The sequence below is a fragment of the Microbacterium sp. Bi128 genome (assembly GCF_918698205.1).
Map to the genome: position 1 here is coordinate 1 of NZ_CAKKMM010000042.1, position 19,025 is coordinate 19,025.

General features: G+C 70.7%; 14 protein-coding genes. 3 read left to right on the plus strand and 11 right to left on the minus strand.

Features of this window, described 5'->3' with window-relative positions; genetic code table 11:
• Both LQV45_RS05680 and LQV45_RS05685 read left to right on the plus strand, forming a co-directional pair.
• A partial coding sequence (locus tag LQV45_RS05680; protein WP_230006149.1) for a glycoside hydrolase family 3 N-terminal domain-containing protein occupies positions 1 to 1,032 on the plus strand: 1,032 nt, incomplete at its 5' end.
• 120 nt (positions 1,033 to 1,152) lie between these two features.
• Positions 1,153 to 5,271 (plus strand): DUF3418 domain-containing protein, encoded by a 4,119-nt coding sequence (locus LQV45_RS05685; RefSeq protein ID WP_230006150.1) that lies wholly within the window; start codon positions 1,153 to 1,155, stop codon positions 5,269 to 5,271.
• Between the two features lie 64 nt (positions 5,272 to 5,335).
• Here the strand turns inward: LQV45_RS05685 and LQV45_RS05690 are convergent, their stop codons facing one another.
• Complete coding sequence (locus LQV45_RS05690; RefSeq protein ID WP_230006151.1) at positions 5,336 to 5,830, minus strand: MarR family winged helix-turn-helix transcriptional regulator; 495 nt, start codon at positions 5,828 to 5,830, stop codon at positions 5,336 to 5,338.
• Between the two features lie 39 nt (positions 5,831 to 5,869).
• Here LQV45_RS05690 and LQV45_RS05695 point away from each other — a divergent pair, with 39 nt between their 5' ends.
• The gene (locus LQV45_RS05695; RefSeq protein ID WP_230006152.1) at positions 5,870 to 6,733 is read left to right on the plus strand and encodes a DMT family transporter; all 864 of its coding nucleotides are present in this window, start codon (positions 5,870 to 5,872) and stop codon (positions 6,731 to 6,733) included.
• Positions 6,734 to 6,838: 105 nt separating this feature from the next.
• Here LQV45_RS05695 and LQV45_RS05700 read toward each other — a convergent pair whose 3' ends face one another.
• From LQV45_RS05700 to LQV45_RS05745, 10 genes are all read right to left on the minus strand, one after another.
• Positions 6,839 to 7,678: a hypothetical protein gene (locus tag LQV45_RS05700; RefSeq protein WP_230006153.1), complete on the minus strand. Its 840-nt coding sequence runs from the start codon at positions 7,676 to 7,678 to the stop codon at positions 6,839 to 6,841.
• On the minus strand, positions 7,675 to 8,340 hold the full coding sequence (locus tag LQV45_RS05705; protein WP_230006154.1) for a response regulator transcription factor: 666 nt from the start codon (positions 8,338 to 8,340) through the stop codon (positions 7,675 to 7,677). The genes LQV45_RS05700 and LQV45_RS05705 overlap by 4 nt, the downstream gene beginning before the upstream one ends.
• On the minus strand, positions 8,328 to 9,641 hold the full coding sequence (locus LQV45_RS05710; protein WP_230006155.1) for a histidine kinase: 1,314 nt from the start codon (positions 9,639 to 9,641) through the stop codon (positions 8,328 to 8,330). Before LQV45_RS05710 ends, LQV45_RS05705 begins: the two co-directional genes overlap by 13 nt.
• A gap of 82 nt (positions 9,642 to 9,723) precedes the next feature.
• Positions 9,724 to 10,785: a substrate-binding domain-containing protein gene (locus tag LQV45_RS05715; RefSeq protein ID WP_230006156.1), complete on the minus strand. Its 1,062-nt coding sequence runs from the start codon at positions 10,783 to 10,785 to the stop codon at positions 9,724 to 9,726.
• A 74-nt stretch (positions 10,786 to 10,859) separates the two neighbouring features.
• Positions 10,860 to 12,122, minus strand: coding sequence for a multiple monosaccharide ABC transporter permease (gene mmsB / locus LQV45_RS05720; protein ID WP_230006157.1), 1,263 nt, complete (start codon positions 12,120 to 12,122; stop codon positions 10,860 to 10,862).
• Positions 12,109 to 13,635 carry a multiple monosaccharide ABC transporter ATP-binding protein gene (mmsA, locus tag LQV45_RS05725; protein ID WP_138177279.1) on the minus strand — a complete coding sequence of 509 codons (1,527 nt, stop codon included), beginning with the start codon at positions 13,633 to 13,635 and terminating at the stop codon, positions 12,109 to 12,111. The genes mmsB and mmsA overlap by 14 nt, the downstream gene beginning before the upstream one ends.
• A gap of 143 nt (positions 13,636 to 13,778) precedes the next feature.
• A complete protein-coding gene (gene chvE / locus LQV45_RS05730) occupies positions 13,779 to 14,882 on the minus strand; it encodes a multiple monosaccharide ABC transporter substrate-binding protein (protein ID WP_230006161.1) in 1,104 nt (367 codons plus the stop codon).
• Positions 14,883 to 15,195: 313 nt separating this feature from the next.
• Entirely contained in the window at positions 15,196 to 16,218 is a 1,023-nt protein-coding gene (locus LQV45_RS05735) for a LacI family DNA-binding transcriptional regulator (protein ID WP_230006158.1), read from the minus strand.
• 195 nt (positions 16,219 to 16,413) lie between these two features.
• Positions 16,414 to 17,493: a LacI family DNA-binding transcriptional regulator gene (locus LQV45_RS05740; RefSeq protein WP_230006159.1), complete on the minus strand. Its 1,080-nt coding sequence runs from the start codon at positions 17,491 to 17,493 to the stop codon at positions 16,414 to 16,416.
• Between the two features lies 1 nt (position 17,494).
• Positions 17,495 to 18,745, minus strand: a complete 1,251-nt coding sequence (locus LQV45_RS05745; protein WP_230006160.1) for a Gfo/Idh/MocA family protein — start codon at positions 18,743 to 18,745, stop codon at positions 17,495 to 17,497.
• Positions 18,746 to 19,025 lie beyond the last annotated feature (280 nt).

Consider the following 19,025-nt stretch of genomic DNA (forward strand, 5'->3'; position numbering starts at 1 on the left):
CCCACGCCCACCCCGGATCCCCTCGCGGGGCTCCGCCTCGAGGACCGGGTCGGGCAGATGTTCATGGTCGGGACGTCGGTGGACGGCGCCGACCCGATCACGCTGGCCGCGGTCCGCGACGACCACGTCGGCGGGATCTTCCTGCACGGCCGCTCCGACGCGGGCGTGCAGCCCACCGCCGATCTCGTGAGCGGCTTCACCTCGGTCGTCCCGCCGGGCGGCCCCGAGCTGTGGGTCGCGACGGACCAGGAGGGCGGAGACGTCCAGGTGCTGTCGGGGCCGGGGGTCGACGGCATCCCGTTCGCCCGCGATCAGGGAGCGTGGGATGACGCGACGCTGCGCGCGAACGCCGCCACGTGGGGCCGGCAGCTCGCTGATGCCGGCGTGAACATGAACCTCGCGCCCGTCGCCGACATCGTGGACAGCCCCGAGGCCGCGGGCGACAATCCGCCGATCGGTCAGTTCAACCGCCAGTACGGCTACGACGGCCCGACCGTCGCGGCGAAGGTCGGCGCGTTCGCGCAGGGAATGCGCGACGGCGGGATCCTGCCCACGTTCAAGCACTTCCCGGGACTCGGTCGCGTGACCGAGAACACCGACACGCGCAGCGATGTCACGGACGACGTCGTCACCGCCGACGGCCCGGACGTGGGCGTGTACTCGGCGGTGCTGCCGCAGGGGCCGGCGATCGTGATGCTCTCGACCGCGATCTACGTCCGCATCGACCCGAGCGCTCCGGCGGCGTTCTCGCCGACCGTGGTGGACGTCCTGCGCGACACGGTCGGGTTCGACGGCGTCGTCACCGTCGACGACCTCTCGGCCGCGCGGCAGGTGCAGCCCTGGTCCCCCGCCGATCGCGCGGTGCTCGCCATCGACGCCGGCATCGACCTGCTGCTGGTGTCGGCCGATCCTTCGGTGTACCCCGAGATGCGGCAGGCCGTCCTCGCTCGCGCGCAGACCGACCCGGCGTTCGCGGCGAAGGTGGATGCCGCCGCCACCCGCATCCTCGCCGCGAAGGCCGCGATGCCCTGACGCCCCAGCTCGCGATAAACGCCGTTCCTTCGCAGAAACGCTGCGGCGCAGCGTGTTTCGGGAGGAACAGCGTTTATCGGTGCCGCTCGGCCCCGCCGTCCCGGGATAGGCTGAAAGGCTGTGTCCGTCGAACCCGTCATCGTCTACCCGCCCGAGCTGCCCGTCAGCGCCGCGCGGGACGAGATCGCGCGCGCCATCCGCGACCACCAGGTCGTGATCGTCGCCGGCGCGACCGGTTCGGGTAAGACGACGCAGCTGCCGAAGATCTGCCTCGAACTCGGGCGCACGTCCATCGCGCATACGCAGCCGCGCCGCATCGCCGCGCGCACGATCGCCGAGCGCATCGCGGAAGAGATGCAGGTCCCCCTCGGCTCGACCGTGGGGTACAAGGTGCGCTTCACCGACAAGGTGTCGGCCGACACCCGCGTGGCGCTCGTCACCGACGGCATCCTGCTTAACGAGATCCACCGCGACCGCCTGCTCCGTCGCTACGACACGATCATCGTCGACGAGGCGCACGAGCGGTCCCTCAACATCGACTTCCTGCTGGGGTACTTGCGGCGGCTCCTGCCGCAGCGGCCCGACCTCAAGGTCATCGTCACCTCGGCGACCATCGATCCCGAGAGCTTCGCGCGCCACTTCGCCGCCCCGCCCACGGCACCCGGCGGCGAGCCGGTGCCGGCACCGGTCATCGAGGTGTCGGGGCGCACGTATCCGGTCGAGATCCGGTATCGGCCGCCGGGTGGCGACGGCGACGCGGGCGAAACTCCTGAGATTCCGGATGCCGTCGAGGCCGATGCCCCGTCGTCTCGCGGCCCAGCCGCCCGAGCGACACGGAAAGTCAGGAGTTCGGCCGTCGAGAGCGACGACGTCGACGAGGTCGGGGCCGTGGTCGCCGCCCTGCGCGAACTCGATCGCGAGGCCGCGGGCGACGTGCTGGTGTTCTTCCCCGGCGAAGCCGAGATCCGGGATGCCGCGGATGCCATCCGCGGGGCGTACCAGAAGGATGCCGCGCCCACCGAAGTCCTGCCCCTCTACGGGCGCCTCTCCGCCGCCGAACAACACCGGGTGTTCGAGCGTTCCACCGTCGCCGGAGTGCGCCGCCGCGTCATCCTCGCGACGAACGTCGCCGAGACGAGCCTCACGGTTCCCGGCATCCGGTACGTCATCGACACGGGGACGGCGCGCATCTCGCGCTACAGCAATCGCTCGAAGATCCAGCGGCTGCCGATCGAGGCGGTGTCGCAGGCCTCGGCGCAGCAGCGGTCGGGCCGTGCGGGCCGCACGTCGGCGGGCATCGCGATCCGGCTGTACTCCGAGGACGACTTCCTCCGCCGACCGGAGTACACCGAACCCGAGATCCTGCGGACGTCGCTGGCATCCGTCATCCTGCAGATGCTCTCTCTGGGGTTCGGCGACATCCAGGCATTCCCGTTCCTGACGCCGCCGGATTCGCGCGGCGTGAAGGCGGCGCTCGACCTGCTCGTCGAGCTGGGCGCCGTGAAGCTGCCGGCCCGCGGCGACGACCGCGGCCCGCGCCTGACCGGCATCGGGCGCGAGATCGCGCGTCTGCCCATCGACCCGCGCTTCGCGCGCATGCTCCTCGAGGCCCGCGGCTCGGGCGTGCTGACCGAGGTGCTCGCGATCGTCGCCGGGATGTCGATCCAGGACGTGCGCGAACGGCCCGAGGAGCGCCGCGACGAGGCCGACCGCTTCCACGCGCGCTTCACGGACCCCTCGAGCGACTTCCTCTCGCTGCTGAATCTGTGGGATTACCTGCAGGAGAAGCAGGCCGAGCTCGGCTCGAGCGCGTTCCGTCGCCTGTGCCGCAGCGAGCACCTGAATTACGTGCGCGTGCGGGAGTGGGTCGACGTGCACCGGCAGTTGCGCTCCGTGCTCGGGAGCGAGCGCGGCGCCGCTCCCACGGAGAACGATGTCCCGAATTCTGCTGCTCCGAGCCGCTCCGGGCAGCACCGTTCGGGACATGCTCCGCCAGAAAGGGGACGGGGGACGCGCACAGACGCCGAACCGCAGGGCCACGCGCAGGGTGACGCGATCCACCGCGCCGTCCTGTCGGGGCTGCTGTCGCACATCGGCATCCTGGATCCGCGCACGGTGGCGCAAGCCAAGGACCGCAAAGCACCCGGCGACGCCCGACCCATGAAGGGCGAGTACATCGGGGCGCGCGGGGCGCGGTTCGCGATCTTCCCGGGTTCGGGGCTGAAGAAGAAGCGGCCGTCGGCGGTCATGGCCGCCGAACTCGTCGAGACGTCGCGGCTGTTCGCCCGCACGGTCGCCGCCGTCGACCCCGCGTGGGCCGAGGATCTCGCCCCCGACTTGGTGAAGCGGTCGCTGAGCGAACCACACTGGTCGAAGGATGCCGGAGCCGCCTCCGCCTACGAGAAGGTCACGCTGTTCGGGGTCGAGCTCGTCGGCCGTCGCCGGGTGCAGCTCGCGCGCTTCGACCGACCGCTGGCGCGCGAGATGTTCGTGCGGCACGCGCTCGTCGAGGGCGAGTGGGACCCGTCGGTCCTCGACAAGCGCCTCACCGCGTTCCTGCGCCGCAACCAGGAGCAGCGCCGGCTGCTCGAGAAGATCGAGGAGCGCGAGCGCCGCCGCGACATCCTCGTCGGCGACGAGGCCGTGTTCGCGTTCTACGACGCGCGCATCCCCGCCGACGTCACCGACGTGCGCTCGTTCGAGACGTGGTGGAAGGATGCCGCGAACCGCACGCCCCACTTGCTCGACCTCCGCGAGTCCGACCTCACCGGCGACCGCGCCCAGGGCGACGACCGGGCGTTCCCCGCGCGCTGGCGGCAGGGCGACCAGACGCTGAACCTCGCGTACCGCTTCGAGCCGGGGGCCGCCGACGACGGCGTCACGGTCGTCGTCCCGCTGCCGCTTCTGGCACAGCTGCGCCCCGACGGCTTCGACTGGCAGGTGCCGGGGATGCGCGACGAGCTGGTGACGGCCCTGCTGCGGGCGCTGCCGAAGACGATCCGCCGCAACGTGGTTCCCGCCGCGGACTGGGCCGAGAAATTCTCGGCCGAACTCGCCGAGAAGGGCCCCGAGCACGCGAACGGGCTGCCGAAGTCGACGCTCGTCGACGCCCTCGCCGCGCTCGTGCAGCGCGTCGCGAACCAACGGGTCAGCGCCGCCGACTTCGAACTCGAGCGGGTGCCCGGACACCTGCTGCCGTCGTTCCGGGCGGTCGACGCGCGCGGCCGCGCCGTCGGGTCCGACCGCGACCTCGCCGCGCTGCAGCGCCGCCTCGCGGACCGCGCCCGCTCGAGCGTCGAGTCGGCGGTGACCCGCGAGCGCCCCGCACCCCGGGCCGCCGCGCGCGTCGCCCAGGCCTCGCCGGCCTTCGCCTCGCGCACGAAGCTCACCACGTGGGACATCGACGAGCTCACCGAGGTCGTGGACACTCCGGTCGCCGGAGGTGTCGTCCGCGGCTACCCGGCGCTCGTGGACGACGGCGACAGCGTGGCGCTGCGCGTCGAGGCCACGCCCGAGGATGCCGCGCGGCACACGCGCGCCGGCATCCGTCGCCTTCTGCTCCTCGCGGTCCCCTCCCCCGCCACGTACGTGCTCGACCACCTCACCGCGAACGAGAAGCTCGCGCTCGCGGCATCCCCGTATCAGAACGCGAAGGCCCTGATCGAGGACGCCCGGGTGGCCCTCGCCGACGACGTGCTGCTGCGCGAAGCGCCGAGCGGTGTCGTGCGGACGAAGGCGGAGTTCGAGCGGGTGCGCGACGCGTTCTCGGCCGCGTCGGTCGATCGGACGTTCCAGACCGTGTCGCTCGCGGCCAAGATCCTGCTGGCGCAGCGCGAGGTCGAACGCGCGATCAAGGACGCCTCGTCGATCACGCTGCTCGGCGCGCTCAACGACGTCCGCGGGCAGCTCCAGGGCCTGATCTTCTCGGGTTTCCTCTCGCGCACCGGTCTCGCCCGGCTGCAGCACCTGCCGCGCTACCTCGCCGGCGCACTCGATCGCTTGAAGACGCTTCCCGACAACCCCGGCCGCGACCGTCAGCGCATGACCGAGTACGAGCGCGCCGCCGCGGGCTTCGTCGAGGCCGGCGGCACCGTCCCGCTCCCCGCGGCCGCTCCCGCGAACCTCGTGCAGACGCGCTGGCTGCTGGAGGAGTACCGCGTCAGCCTGTTCGCCCAGCGCCTCGGCACGGCCGAGCCCGTCTCGATCCAGCGCATCGCGAAGGCCCTCAAGGGCGCGTGAGTCGCCAAGAGGTGTCGCCGACGACCACGCGGAAGCGACAGAATCTGGCGACTCGCGCACGGGGCTAGACCCCGAGCGCACCGCCCCAGGCGCGCAGCAGACGCTCGAGGTCGCCGCGCTGGGCGGGGCTCAGGTCCGCGAGCAGCCGTGCCTCGTTGCGCACGTGGGCGGCGAAGGCGTCGTCGATGACGCGTCGGCCGGCGGGGGTGAGCGCGATGGTGCGCCCGCGCCCGTCGTCATCGCTCTCACGTCGGACGACGAGCCCGGATGCCACGAGCCGGTCGACGCGCTTGGTCACCGCACCGGTGGTCACCATCGTCGTGCGCGCGAGCTCGCCGGGAGCGGCGGCGAACGGCTCCCCCGCGCGGCGGAGCGCCGCGAGGATGTCGAATTCGCCCTCGCCGAGCCCGTGCTGCCGGTAGACGACGAGAAGCTCCTCGCGAAGTCGGTCGGCGACGCGATGGAGGCGCCCGATGACGTGCAGCGGCGAGACGTCGAGGTCGGGGCGCTCGGCGCGCCACTGCCCGACGATGTGGTCCACGCGGTCGGTGTCTGCCATCCCGCCACTTTACCTTCCGCGGAAGCTAATATGTCTTCCATGGAAGCGAATTGGCGGATCGTCGCCGTCACCGCGGTCGCCCCCGTCGCGTGGGGCGCCACGTACGTCGTCACCCGGCACCTGCTGCCCGCGGACGCTCCACTGTGGGGCGGTGCTCTCCGGGCGCTCCCCGCGGGGCTGCTGCTGTGGGCTCTCGCGCGCCGACGGCCGCGAGGCGCGTGGTGGGGAAAGGCGATGGTGCTCGGCGCGCTCAATTTCGGCGGGTTCTTCGTGCTGATCTACATCGCTGCGCAGCTGCTGCCCTCGTCGGTCGCGGCGTCGATCATGGCACTCGCCCCGCTGGCACTCGCCGGTCTCGCGTGGCCGCTCCTGGGCCAGCGGCCGACGGTGCGTTGGGCGCTCGGTGCCGTGCTCGGCTTCGTCGGCGTCGCGCTCGTCGTGGGACTCGGCGCCGCGGGCATCTCTCCCGCGGGTGTCGTGGCATCCGGGATCGCCCTCGTCTCTTCGTCGCTCGGGGCGATCCTCACGACGCGCTGGCGCGACGACACCCCGCTCCTGGCCACGACGGCGTGGCAGCTCACCGCCGGCGGACTCGCGCTCACCGCCGTCGCGGCGAGCGTCGAGGGGCCTCCCCCGTCGGTGGATGCCACGGGCCTGATCGCCTACGCCGGCATCGCCGTCGTGGCGACGGCGCTGGCGTTCGTGTGCTGGTTCACGGGCCTCCGCCACTTGCCCGCGGGGACCGTCGGCCTCATCGGGCTGCTCAACCCCGTGACCGGGGTGCTGCTCGGCCTCGCCGTCGGGGGCGAGTCCCTCGCGGTCGGGCAGCTCGTCGGCATCGTCGCGGTACTCGCCGCGATCGCGGTGTCGCGACCGGGGCGGATCCGCGCCGCAGCGACGTGACCGGGGCGGATCCGCGCCGCAGTGCCGTGACCGGGCCGGATCCGCGCCGCGACGACGCGATGAGGGCCGGGGTGCACTCCGCCCCGGCCCCCGTCACTCCTCCGGTCAGGACGCGCGCAGGGTGACCGATCCGAGAGCGGTCTGCACGTCGACGCGCGCGGTCGCCGTCGACGAGGTCTCCAGAGCGCTGTCGAGCGACCCGGGGCCGTCGTGGATCACGCGGTAGGTGTCCTCCGGCAGAGTGAGGTCCACCGAACCGGCGGTCACGTCGATCGTCGTGCGGGTCGGGGTCGAGCCGGTCAGCGTGGCCGTGAGGTCGCCGCCGGCGAGCTCGATCGCCGCGGTATCCACGTCGGAGACGTCTGCCGACGCGGAACCGCCCGCGACGGACAGGTCGAGCGAGCGAGCATGCCCCGACAGTGTCGCCGTGCCGCCGCTGAGCTTCACCGACACGGCGCCGAAGTCACCCGTCGCGTCGAGGCTGCCGCCGGTCACGTCGATGCGGGCATCCACGCCCGAGCGGACGAGCGACTGCGGGAGAGTGAGCGTCGCGGAGACTCCGCCGCTCCAGCTGCGGAACCCACGATCGGGAGAACTGACGTGCAGGGTGTCTCCGCGCCGTTCGAGGGTCCAGCCCCCCGCGCCATAGCTGTCGAGCTGCGCCTCGCTCACGTCGCCGTACTCGACGCTCAGCGCGCCGCCGGCCACGTCGATGTCGAGGTCGCGCACGCCGCGCGTCTCGCTCTGCTGCGCGGAGGACCCGGTTCCGCTCTCGCTCAGCGCGCCGACCGCTGCCAGTCCGCTCGATCCGAGCGTGCCCAGGATCGCGCACCCGCCGATGACGATCGTGACGATCGAGACGGCGAGGGCGGCCGTCGACCGGCGGCGCGGTGTTGGTGCCGGCGCGGGCGGCGGAGTCGGGTCGAGGGGGGTCTGAACGGTCATGAGGACGCTCCGGTGGTGTCGTGTCCCAAGTGGACCAGGGCGGCGATGACGCGGCGGTTGCCCGTCTCGTCCTGCTCGAGGCCGAGCTTGGTGAAGATGGCGGTGATGTACTTCTCGACGCTCGCGGCCGAGACGAACAGCGTCTGGGCGATGGCCTGGTTGGAGCGTCCCTCGGCGATCAGCGCGAGAACGGCCCGTTCCCGCTCGGTGAGGGACTGCAGCCGGTCGTCGCGTCGCCGGCGGGCCAGCAACTGGCCCACCACCTCGGGGTCGAGGATCGTCGCGCCGTCGGCGATCCGCGCGACCGCCTCGAGGAACTCGCGCACGTCGGCGACGCGGTCCTTGAGGAGATAGCCGAGCGAGCCCTGCCCGTCGGCGATCAAGTCGCTCGCGTACCGCTCCTCGACGTACTGCGACAGAACGAGGACGGCGAGACCGGGATGCCGAGAACGCAATGCGATCGCGGCGCGGATGCCCTCGTCGGTCCACGTCGGCGGGAGCCGCACGTCCAGGACGCACAGGTCGGGAGCGCCGTCGGCGACGGCCTCGTCGAGCCCCGTGGTGTCGGACAGCGCCGCGACGACCTCGTGGCCGTCGTCCGCGAGCAGGCGCACGAGCCCCTCGCGCAGCAGGACCGAGTCCTCGCAGATCAGGATGCGCACGGGACCGTCACCTCCACCGACGTGGGCCCGCCCTGCGGGCTCTCCAGGCGGACGGTGCCGCCGGCGGCCGTGACGCGATTGACGATGCCGTCCAGCCCGCCGCCGGGGACCACGCGGGCACCGCCGAGACCGTCGTCCTCCACGCGTGCCCACAGCGCCCCGTCGTCGCGCACCCGCACGTCCACGCGGCACGTCGATGCCCGCGAGTGCTTGGCGGCGTTGGTCAACGCTTCGGCGATCGAGAAGTACACCGCCGCCTCGGCGGGTCTGCTGCACCGGCGCGGCAGCCGCACGTCGAGGGTCACGGGGATGTGCGACCGCGATGCGAGCGCCGAGAGGGCGGCATCCAGACCCCGGTCCTCCAGCACCGAGGCGTGGATGCCGCGCGCCAGCTGACGCAACTCGGTGATGGCCGACTTGGTCGAGGCGTGTGCCTCGGCGACGAGCGCCTTCGCGGCCTCGGGGTCGTCGTCGATCTTGGTCTGCGCGAGCCCCAGGGTCATCCCGATCGACACGAGCCGCGGCTGGACGCCGTCGTGCAGGTCGCGTTCGATCCGGGTGCGCTCCACCTCGGCGGCGCGGACGGCGCCGGCTCGGCGGGTATCCGACGTGCGCGCCTGCTCCTCGAGCTGCGCTTCGCGGGAGGGCACGAGAATCGCCCGGGTGAGGACGCCGTGCAGCAGCGCGAGTCCGAAGACACCCGCGATCGCGAGGAGCGCGCCGACAGCACCGAGGATCGGGGCGCCGGCGCCGCTGAGCAGAGCGGCACCGAAGAAGCCGGTGTGCGACCACCCGAACAGGGGGCTGAACGCCAGCGCGATGCCCCACGACACGACCCCGACGAGGAACAGCACGATCAGGCCGAGTCCGGTCGACACGCTGAAGGATGCCACCGCGCGCCACTGGCGCGGCTCGATCGCCTGCAGCCAGATCGTGTGGAGCACGCCGACGAAACCGGTGCGGTCGCTGCGACGGATCCGCACGGGCGGGAGGTCGAAGCCGTACAGCCCCTCGAGCCGTGCCTGCTCGAACCACGCCACGCCGAAGAGCGCGTAGACGAGACCGACGAGCACGACCGCTCCGATCAGCAGCGCGAAGAGCAGGCCGACGCCGGCGCCGAGCATGCCGAAGAGCACGCCGAAGATGCCGGGACCGATGAGCCCGAGCGCCGCCAGCTGAGCGGCGGCGCCCCAGACCTGGCCGGGAGACGTGACGCGCGCCTTCGCGGGCGCGGGAGCGGTCGCGCCCGGGGGCGACGGGAGCGCGGGCGGCGGAGGAGGAAGGACGGATGCCGTGGTCATGTGTTCCACGGTAGGACCGGGCCGCGCGGCGGTCAGCCCGGGCAGCCCTCGCCGTGATTCGGGTTTTCCCGAATCGGGCCGCTCACAGGTCGCCCGCGTCCAGCCAACCGCTCTCGAGGAACACCGCCTGGACCTCCGGCCGCCGCACCGCGGCGGCCTCCAGCGCCGGTCCGGCGGACGGGGCCCGACCCGCGAGCGCCGCCGCGACCGCGTCCGCCACCGTCGGGGCGACGAGACGTGTGTCGACGAACACGGTCGCCTCCACGACACCGTCGCGCAGGGCCCGCACCGTCGCGGTGTCGCCCCCGGACCCGACGACGACCGGTGCCGGAACGGCGTCGCCCGCATCCGGGGACGGGCTCGGCGAGGGCGAGGCGTCCGGATCGGGCGTGGTGAGCGCGGTGACCACGCCACGGGTCACCGCGTCGCCGAGGGCCAGCATCGCCGTCGGACGCTCGTCCTCCCCCGCGAGCTCCCGCGCGCGATCCTCGGCAGCGGACTCGACGCCCGCCGTCTCGTCGGCGACGGCGGCATCGGCGAAGTCCTCCCCGGCGAGCAGGGTGACGGTGCCGGCGGCGACCGCGGGCGCCAACGCCTCGATCGCCGCGGCGTGGCGCGCGGCGGCATCCGGATCCTCGGTCGCTCCGGCGAGCACCGCGACCGTCGCGGGCGCCGTTCCGAGGTCGTCGAGGAGCGCCTCGGCCTGCGCGCGTCCGACCTCGGCGGGGTCGACGGCGACGACCGCTCCCGCGCCGTCGAGATCGCGGGCGACCGCCACGGCCGGGACGTCCTCGGCCGCCGCGGCCTCGCGGGCGGCGGCCAGCGCATCGAGGGAGACGGGGACGAGGACCACGGCATCCTCGCCCTTGGTGATCATGTTCTGCGCCTGCGACACCTGCGTCCGGGTGTCGGCGGCGGCGAACTGCAGGTCGACGCGGTACCCCCGCTCGCGCAGCTCCGCGGACAGCGCGTCACCCGCGCGCACCCAGGCCAGGTCGTCGGCACTCGGAAGCGTCACGCCGACGACTCCGGCTCCGTCGCTCGTTCCGGTGGTGCGGGCCGTGCTCCCGCTGCAGCCCGTCAGCGCCAGAACGGCGACGAGGGCCGCCGCACCGAACGAACGGGGAATCGAGCGGAGGGTCACCCGCTCCATCCTGCCCCAGACACGACGGACGCCCCGCCGCACGAGGCGACGGGGCGTCCGAGGGACAGGACGGATCAACCGCGCGTGCGGTTCTTGTTCCACACGTCGAAGGCCACGGCCAGCAGCAGCACGAGACCCTTGATGAACTGCTGCACGTCGGTCGAGATACCCATGAGCGACATGCCGTTGTTGAGCACACCCATGACCAGACCACCGGCGATCGCACCGACCACGCGGCCGACACCACCCTGGACGGCGGCGCCACCGATGAACGACGCCGCGATGGCATCCAGCTCGAACAGGTTTCCCGCACCTGGACCGGCCGAGTTCAGTCGGCCCGTGAAGACGATGCCCGCGAGCGCGGCCAGCACGCCCATGTTGACGAAGAGCAGGAAGTCGACACGGCGGGTGTTGATGCCCGACAGCTTCGCGGCGGTGCGGTTGCCACCGATCGCGTAGATGTGACGGCCGAAGACGCTCCGGCTCATGACGGTCGAGTAGCCGATGATCAGGATGGCGAGCACGACGAGAACGATCGGGGTGCCGCGCGAACCGGGCGCGACGCCCAGCAGGTAGGTCAGGTACGCGATGAGCGCGCCGCCACCGATGATCTTGAACAGGAACCACACCTGCGGCTCGTTCTGCAGCTCGAGCGCGGCGCGCTTGGCGCGCTGGCGGACCTGCGAGAAGACGAACAGCACGAGAGTCAGGGCACCCAGCGCCACGGTGATCCACTCGGCGGGCGACGTCGCCGCCGGGAACAGGTCGGGGAACAGGTAGCCGCCGCCGAGCTGGCGGTACTCCATGGGGAACGGCGTGATCTGCGTGTTGCCCAGCGTCATCTGCGTGAGACCGCGGAACAAGAGCATGCCCGCCAGCGTCACGATGAACGCCGGGATACCCACGTAGGCCACCCAGAACCCCTGCCACATTCCGACCACCGCGCCCAGCACGAGCGAGAGCAGGATGCCGAGCCACCAGGGCATGCCCCACTGCACGATGAGCACGCCCGAGACGGCACCGACGAAGGCGGCGACCGAACCGACGGACAGGTCGATGTGGCCGGCGATGATGATCATCACCATGCCGATCGCCAGGATCAGGATGTAGCTGTTCTGGACGATGATGTTCGACACGTTGCCCGCGGTGAGCAGGCGCCCACCGGTGAGGGCCTGGAACAGCAGCACGATCACGATGAGCGCGATGAAGATGCCGATCTCGCGCAGTCGTGAGGTGAAGAACTGCACGATGCTGCCGACTCCTCCGGCGCCGCCGCCGACCGGGCCCTTGGGCGTGGTCGGACCCGCCTGGGTCGCCGTGTTGTTAAGCGCTGACATGGTCGGCTTCCTTCTCCTTCGTCATGAGCACCATGAGGGCCTCGGGTGTGGCCTCTTCGATGGGCAGCTGGCCGGTGATGTGGCCTTCGCTGAGGGTGTAGATGCGGTCGCAGATGCCGAGGAGCTCGGGAAGCTCCGACGAGATCACGAGCACCCCCTTGCCCTGCGCCGCGAGGGAATTGATGATCGTGTAGATCTCGTACTTGGCGCCCACGTCGATGCCGCGGGTCGGCTCGTCGAGGATGAGCACCTCAGGGTCGGAGAACAGCCACTGCGACAGCACGACCTTCTGCTGGTTGCCGCCCGAGAGCTTGCCGACCACGACATCGACCGTCGGGGCCTTGATGTTCATCGACTTGCGGTAGCGGTTGGCGACCAGATACTCCTCGTCGCCGTCGACCCAGCCGCGCTTGGCGAGCTTGCGCATGCCCGCGAGCGAGATGTTGCGCTTGATCGTGTCGATGAGGTTGAGCCCGGCGCCCTTGCGGTCCTCGGTGACGTACGCCAGTCCGCTGCGGATGGCGGCGGGCACCGTGGAGGTGTCGGCCTTCTCGCCGCGGATGTAGACGTCGCCCGTGATGCGCGAGCCGAAGCTCTTGCCGAACACGCTCATGGCCAGCTCGGTGCGGCCCGCGCCCATGAGCCCGGCGATGCCGACGACCTCGCCGGCACGGACGGTCAGGTTCGCGTCGTGGATGACGACGCGGTTGGCATCCGTCGGGTGGTGGACGGTCCAGTCCGCGATGCGCAGCACCTCGTCGCCGATCTCGACGTCGCGGTCGGGGTAGCGGTTCTCGAGCTCGCGTCCGACCATGCCACGGATGATGCGGTCCTCGCTCGTGCCGCCCGTGGCGACGTCGAGGGTCTCGATCGTGCGACCGTCACGGATGATCGTGACCTCGTCGGCGATCGCCCGGATCTCGTTGAGCTTGTGGCTGATGATGATGCACGTGATGTTCTGTCCGCGCAGGTGCCGGATCAGATCGAGCAGGTGCTCGGAGTCGTCGTCGTTGAGGGCAGCCGTGGGCTCGTCGAGGATGAGGAGCTTGACGTCCTTCGACAGCGCCTTGGCGATCTCGACGAGCTGCTGCTTTCCGACGCCGATCTCGTTGACCGGCACGTCCGGGCTGTCGCCCAGACCCACGCGGGCCAGGAGCTTGGCCGCCTCGCGGTTGGTGGCATCCCAGTCGATCAGGCCGCGGTGGGTGATCTCGTTGCCGAGGAAGATGTTCTCGGCGATGGACAGGTACGGGCTGAGCGCCAGCTCCTGATGGATGATGACGATGCCGGCCGCTTCGCTGTCGCGGATGTCCTTGAACTCCACGGTCTGACCGTCGAAGACGATCTCGCCGCGATAGTCGCCCGCGGGGTAGACACCGCTGAGCACCTTCATGAGAGTGGACTTTCCGGCGCCGTTCTCGCCGCAGATGGCGTGCACGGTTCCGCGCTCGACGGTCAGGGACACGTCGGCCAAGGCGATGACGCCGGGGAACTCCTTGGTGATCGAGCGCATCTCGAGGATGGTGCTCACGAGGTCCTCCTTGCAGGACCGGCTCGCAGCCGGTGGGGGTGAGGGAAGAGGGGTGCCTCCGCCGCGACCGAGCGGATCGGTCGCGGCGGAGGCGGTGCGGGAGGGCCGCAGCCCTCCCGCGGGGATTACTTCAGGTCGTCGGCGGTGTAGTAGCCGCTGTCGACGAGGACCTTCTCGTAGTTGTCCTTCGTGACGATCGTCGACTCGAGCAGGTACGACGGGACGACCTTCTCGCCGTTGTCGTACGTGGTGTCGTCGTTGACCTCGGGGGTCTCGCCCTTGCGGATGTCGTCGACCATGGTCACGGCCTGCTTGGCGAGCTCGCGCGTGTCCTTGAAGATCGTCGAGTACTGCTCACCCGCGATGATCGACTTGATCGAGCCGACCTCGGCGTCCTGACCCGTGATGACCGGCAGCGCGTTGGCCGCGTAGCCGCCCGAGGTCAGGGCCGAGATGATGCCGATCGAGAGACCGTCGTAGGGCGAGAGGACGCCGTCGAGCTTGGTGCCGCCGATGACCGTGAGGATGTTCTCCATGCGCTTCTGCGCGGTCTCGGGCAGCCAGCGCAGGATCGCGGCCTGGCCGAACTCGGTCTGACCGGACGGAACCGCCAGCACACCCTTGTCCATGTAGGGCTGGAGGGTGTCCATCGCGCCCTTCCAGAAGAAGGTGGCGTTGTTGTCGTCGGGGCTTCCGGCGAACAGCTCGACGTTGAACGGGCCGGCTGCGCCGGTCTCCTTGCCCGAGGCGTCGAGGACGCCGAGGCCGGTCAGGAGCGAGGTGGCCTGCTGGACGCCGACCTTGTAGTTGTCGAACGTCGTGTAGTAGTCCACGTTCGGCGTGCCGTTGATGAGGCGGTCGTACGCGATGACCGGGATCTTCGCGTCAGCGGCCTGCTGGAGCACGTCGGTGAGCGTGGTGCCGTCGATCGAGGCGACGATCAGGGCCTTGGCGCCCGAGGTGATCATGTTCTCGATCTGCGAGACCTGGGTGGGGATGTCGTCGTTGGCGTACTGCAGGTCGACCTGGTAGCCGAGGTCCTCGAGCTGCGACTTGACGTTGTTGCCGTCGGCGATCCACCGCTCCGACTGCTGCGTCGGCATCGCGACACCGATGATGCCACCGGCCTCTGCCGAGTCGCCGCTGCTGGCGCCGGTGCGGTCGCCCGCGCAGCCCGCGAGGCCGATGCCGAGCGCGAGGACGCCCGCCCCCGCGACCGCCTTGAGCATGCTGTGCTTGTTCACTCTGGTTCCCTTCGTTGGGTTTGATGTCACGGTCTCTCCGCGCGGAGCCCACCGCTGCAGCGCGGACGGCACGACCACACGCGTCCGATGGGGCGAAACGAGGCCGGTCGGCGAAGCGGGGTACCGCGTCGTTCGAAACGTCTTCGTCTCGACGGAGTCGCTCCGCAGCGAGTCCCGTCGGCGTGTGTGACCGGTGATGTGACCGTTCACATTGTGTGTGTGATGCTACCCCGCACATCGCCGCCGCTGTCAAGTCCCGCTGCGTTCGCAGACCAGGCGTTGCCAAACCGTGACGTGATCAGCGACTCGGCGGAGCCGTCGACGACCGCACGATGAGGCGCAGGTGGTCGGGCTCGGGCATGGTCTCGCCGTCGCGAGAGACTCCCAGGTCACCGAGCAGATCCCAGACGGCACGCTGCCCGATGCCGGTGAAGTCCTGGCGCACCGTCGTCAGCGGCGGCCACAGGTGCGCGGCTTCGGGAACGTCGTCGAAACCGACCACCGAGATGTCCTCCGGCACCGATCGTCCGATCGCCCGCACGGCGTGCATGAACCCGAGCGCCATGTGGTCGTTGCCGGCGAACACCGCCGTGGCATCCTCGGTGCGGAGCAGCTCGAGCCCGGCCTCGAAGCCGAACTGCGCGGTCCAGTCACCCAGGATCGGGGGGCGCGGCGTCAGATCCTGCGCGTCCATCTCGGCCAGGTATCCCCGCATGCGATGGTCGGCCTCCAGCCAGTCACGGGGACCGGCGATGTGCAGGATGCGGGAATGCCCGAGCTCGACGTGATGCCGCACCGCCGCGCGCGCACCGGCGACCTGGTCGTTGAACGTCGCGGCCGGGGTCGCCGGGCCCGTCGACGAGACGATGCGCACCGGTACCGGCAACTGCATCTCGTCGAGGATGGGCACGACGCGGGTCTGCGGGGCCACCGCGATGAGCCCTTCGATGGACTGCTGGACGAGGTGGTCGATCGAGGCCCGCACGTCGTCGGGGGCGCTCGTGCCGAGGTTGGTCAGCGTCATCCGGTACCCCGCCCGGCGCGCCGCCGATTCGACCGCCTGCACCATCGCCGAGACGCCGTGCGTGGTCGTGCGCGGCCCCAGGACGCCGATGAGCCGCGTCCGGCTGGTGGCCAGGGCACGCGCGGCCTGGTTGGGGACGAATTTCAGCTCTGCGATGGCCGAGCGCACGCGCGCCGCGGTCTCGGGGCGCAGCTGAGGGCTGTTGTTGATCACCCGCGAGACGGTCTGGTGGGAAACCTTGGCCAGCGCTGCGACGTCTTCGAGCCGCGGCTGCCGCCGGTCATTGTTGTTCCCCATGCGAGGCCCCTTTCGCTCCGATGCCGTCCACCGGCCTGAATCAAAGTGTGAAATCGAACGATAGGAGGGCACGGGGCGCCCGCTGGGCGCCCGCCCCCCGGCTCCTGTTAGCGCTAACGATAGTCCATAGGGCCCCTGGTGTGACGCCCGCAGGGAACGACGCCCGGAACCGCAACGACGTGCCCGGCGGGGACCCTACCCGGCCGGCTCGGCCGCAACCGGCGCGGCGGGCCCGGGCGCGGCAGGCACCGGCGCGCAGCCGCAGGACGCGCGCAGGACCAGCTCCACGGGGAAGATCCTGTTCCGGGTGGGAGACACGCCGTCAAAGCCAATGAGCGCTTCGACGGCGGCCTCGGCCATGGCCTGGACGGGCTGCGCGACCGTGCTCAACGGCGGCCAGCTGAACTCCGCCTCAGCCGAGCCGTCGAAGGAGAAGACCGCCAGGTCCTCGGGGACCCGCAGCCCGGCCTCGGACACGGCGCGCAGCAGGCCGACGGCCTGCAGGTCGGAACTGACGAACACGGCGGTGGGTCGGTCCGCGGCCGCGAGCAGCCGCTGCCCGGCCCGGTAGCCGCCCTGCCGGTCGAAGTCACAGCGCAGAATGGGTCCTTCCGGGAGGCCGGCCTCCGCGAGCCCCTGCTGCCACCCGACCTCGCGGGCATCGAGATCATTGCCGGCGTTCATGCCCATGACCAGTGCGATGTTGCGGTGGCCGTGGCCCACCAGGTGCTCGACGGCACGCCGGGAGCCTTCCAGCAGCTCCACGCCGACCGAGTTGAAGCCCGGCACCTCGGTGCTGTGGTTGAGCAGCACGGCGGGGATCTCCGAATGCTCCAGCTCGGTCAGGTCGGGTTCGAACAGCACGCTGGAGAGGAAGACCCCGTCAACGCGGCGGCTCGCGAGGTTCCTGACCTGGCGGCGCTCATTGGCCGCCGATCCGCCCGAGTTCGCCAGCAGCAGGGCATAGCCGCGCGCCGCCGCGGCTTCCTCCACGGCGCGGGCCAAAGTGGCGAAGAAGGGGTTGGTGGTGTCCGGGACCACCATGCCGAGCATCTCGCTGGAGCCAAGTTTCAGTGCCCTCGCCGCGGCGTTCGGACGGTACCCCAGGGCGCTGATGGCCTCGCGGACTTTCGCAGCGGTCACCGGGGAGACCCGCTTGGGGCCGCCGTTCACCACATAGCTGACGACGGCGGTGCTGACGCCCGCCAGCCTGGCCACGTCTTTTCGGGTGATCGTGGGCCTGGCGGAGGCGGGCGAGTGTGGCACAGTGACCATGCTACCGCCGGAGTTCCCCGGCTAAGCCTTCCTCGTTGGTTCCCTGCGCAGGCAGCAGGACGGGGGCGTCGCCGTGGTCCGGCACGGGCAACCGCTCCCCGCCGCGGAGGGCGGACTCGTGCGCCACGATCCCCGGCAGCGTGTAGCGGGCGGCTTCCCAGGCGTTGACGGGCGGGAGCGTTCCCGTGTCGACGGCCGTGGCAAAGTCGTCCACCAGGAAGTGGTGGCTGCCCTCGTGCCCGTTGTGAAGTCCGCGGAACTCGGCCGGAAGCCGGCCGGCGTCATGCACGGGTGCCATTCCGGAGCTGAAGGCGTCCCGCAGTGCCGGTGCGACACTGGCCAGCGAAGGATCGTCGGCAGCCAGCGTGGCCCCGGTGGCCAGTTCCGCGCTGACGTCGGTCACGGACTCCTTGTCCTGCCACACACTGACCGTGGCCAGCTGCTCGAAGCTGGCGTCCGTGCCGAAGTACCGGAAGCGGCTTTCGCGCAGGTGGGAGGGGTAGCCGACGCGGCGCATCTCGTTGATGCGCATGGACCCGCCGGTTGAGAGTTCGAACAGCGCGGTGGCATTGGAGAAGTCGTTGCCGAACATGCTGACATCCTTATCGAACACGCCGTCGCCGCGCTCGTCGGAGACGCCAATGCAGCTGACGCTGACGGCATGGCCGCCGATTGCGCCCAGTACCCCGCCGGTGGAGTGAGTCGGATACAGCATGGGCGGGTAGCTGGCGGTGCGTTTCCAGTCCTCCCCGCCGCTGTACTGGTAGGCCTCGTAGAAGCCGAGATCCATGTCGTGGACGTAGTCGCCCTCGGCGTAGAAGATGCGGCCAAAGGCGCCTTCAGCCTTGCGCTTGCGGGCATAGACGGTGGCGGGGTTGTAGTAGCTTGTCTCGCCCATCATGTAGGTCAGGCCCGTCTCCCGGACAGCCTCGATGATCCGGGCGATCTCGTCCTCGCTGATGGCCATCGGCACTGCCGAATACACATGCTTGCCCGCCCGGAGCGCCTGCAGCACCAGCGGCCCGTGCGTCCAGCGCTGGGTGAAGATCGCCACGGCGTCGAGGCCGCCGTCGAGCATGGCCTCAAAGCTGGGATAGGTCCCCGCCAGGCCGAGCCGCTCCCGGAGGGCCTCGGCCCGTTCCGGCAGGACGTCCGTGACATGGACTTCTGAAATCGCGGGATGGGCGTCGAAGAGTTTGGCGAAGGCGCCTGCGAACTGTCCGGCGCCGACAATGCCTAGTGAGAAAGTCATGCACGCAAGTTTTACACCAGTTTCTACTCGAGTCAATAGCAGAAGATGAGCAGAAAGATTCCTCCCGGAAACATAAAAGAAACGCTTGCGCATAAGAAAGTTACTCGTGTAGATTCAGGCCTCAGTTGTAATCCACGTCACAGCATCCACGTAACTGCGGAGGACCCACCAATGACCACCACAACTGCCCGCGGAGCCGTTCCGGCCCGCAAGGCGCCCGGCACGGGAACGGGCAATGCTGCCCCCCGCGGCCGGCGCCGAACCCGCAGCGACCTGAGGG

Excerpts from the sequence above, each read along its gene's own strand:
- LQV45_RS05740 (WP_230006159.1), bottom strand. The coding sequence starts at position 17,493 with ATGGTCACTGTGCCACACTCGCCCGCCTCCGCCAGGCCCACGATCACC.
- mmsB (WP_230006157.1), bottom strand. The coding sequence starts at position 12,122 with ATGTCAGCGCTTAACAACACGGCGACCCAGGCGGGTCCGACCACGCCC.
- LQV45_RS05710 (WP_230006155.1), bottom strand. The coding sequence starts at position 9,641 with ATGACCACGGCATCCGTCCTTCCTCCTCCGCCGCCCGCGCTCCCGTCG.
- LQV45_RS05735 (WP_230006158.1), bottom strand. The coding sequence starts at position 16,218 with ATGGGGAACAACAATGACCGGCGGCAGCCGCGGCTCGAAGACGTCGCA.
- mmsA (WP_138177279.1), bottom strand. The coding sequence starts at position 13,635 with ATGCGCTCGATCACCAAGGAGTTCCCCGGCGTCATCGCCTTGGCCGAC.
- LQV45_RS05700 (WP_230006153.1), bottom strand. The coding sequence starts at position 7,678 with ATGACCGTTCAGACCCCCCTCGACCCGACTCCGCCGCCCGCGCCGGCA.
- LQV45_RS05695 (WP_230006152.1), top strand. The coding sequence starts at position 5,870 with ATGGAAGCGAATTGGCGGATCGTCGCCGTCACCGCGGTCGCCCCCGTC.
- LQV45_RS05745 (WP_230006160.1), bottom strand. The coding sequence starts at position 18,745 with ATGACTTTCTCACTAGGCATTGTCGGCGCCGGACAGTTCGCAGGCGCC.
- chvE (WP_230006161.1), bottom strand. The coding sequence starts at position 14,882 with ATGCTCAAGGCGGTCGCGGGGGCGGGCGTCCTCGCGCTCGGCATCGGC.
- LQV45_RS05690 (WP_230006151.1), bottom strand. The coding sequence starts at position 5,830 with ATGGCAGACACCGACCGCGTGGACCACATCGTCGGGCAGTGGCGCGCC.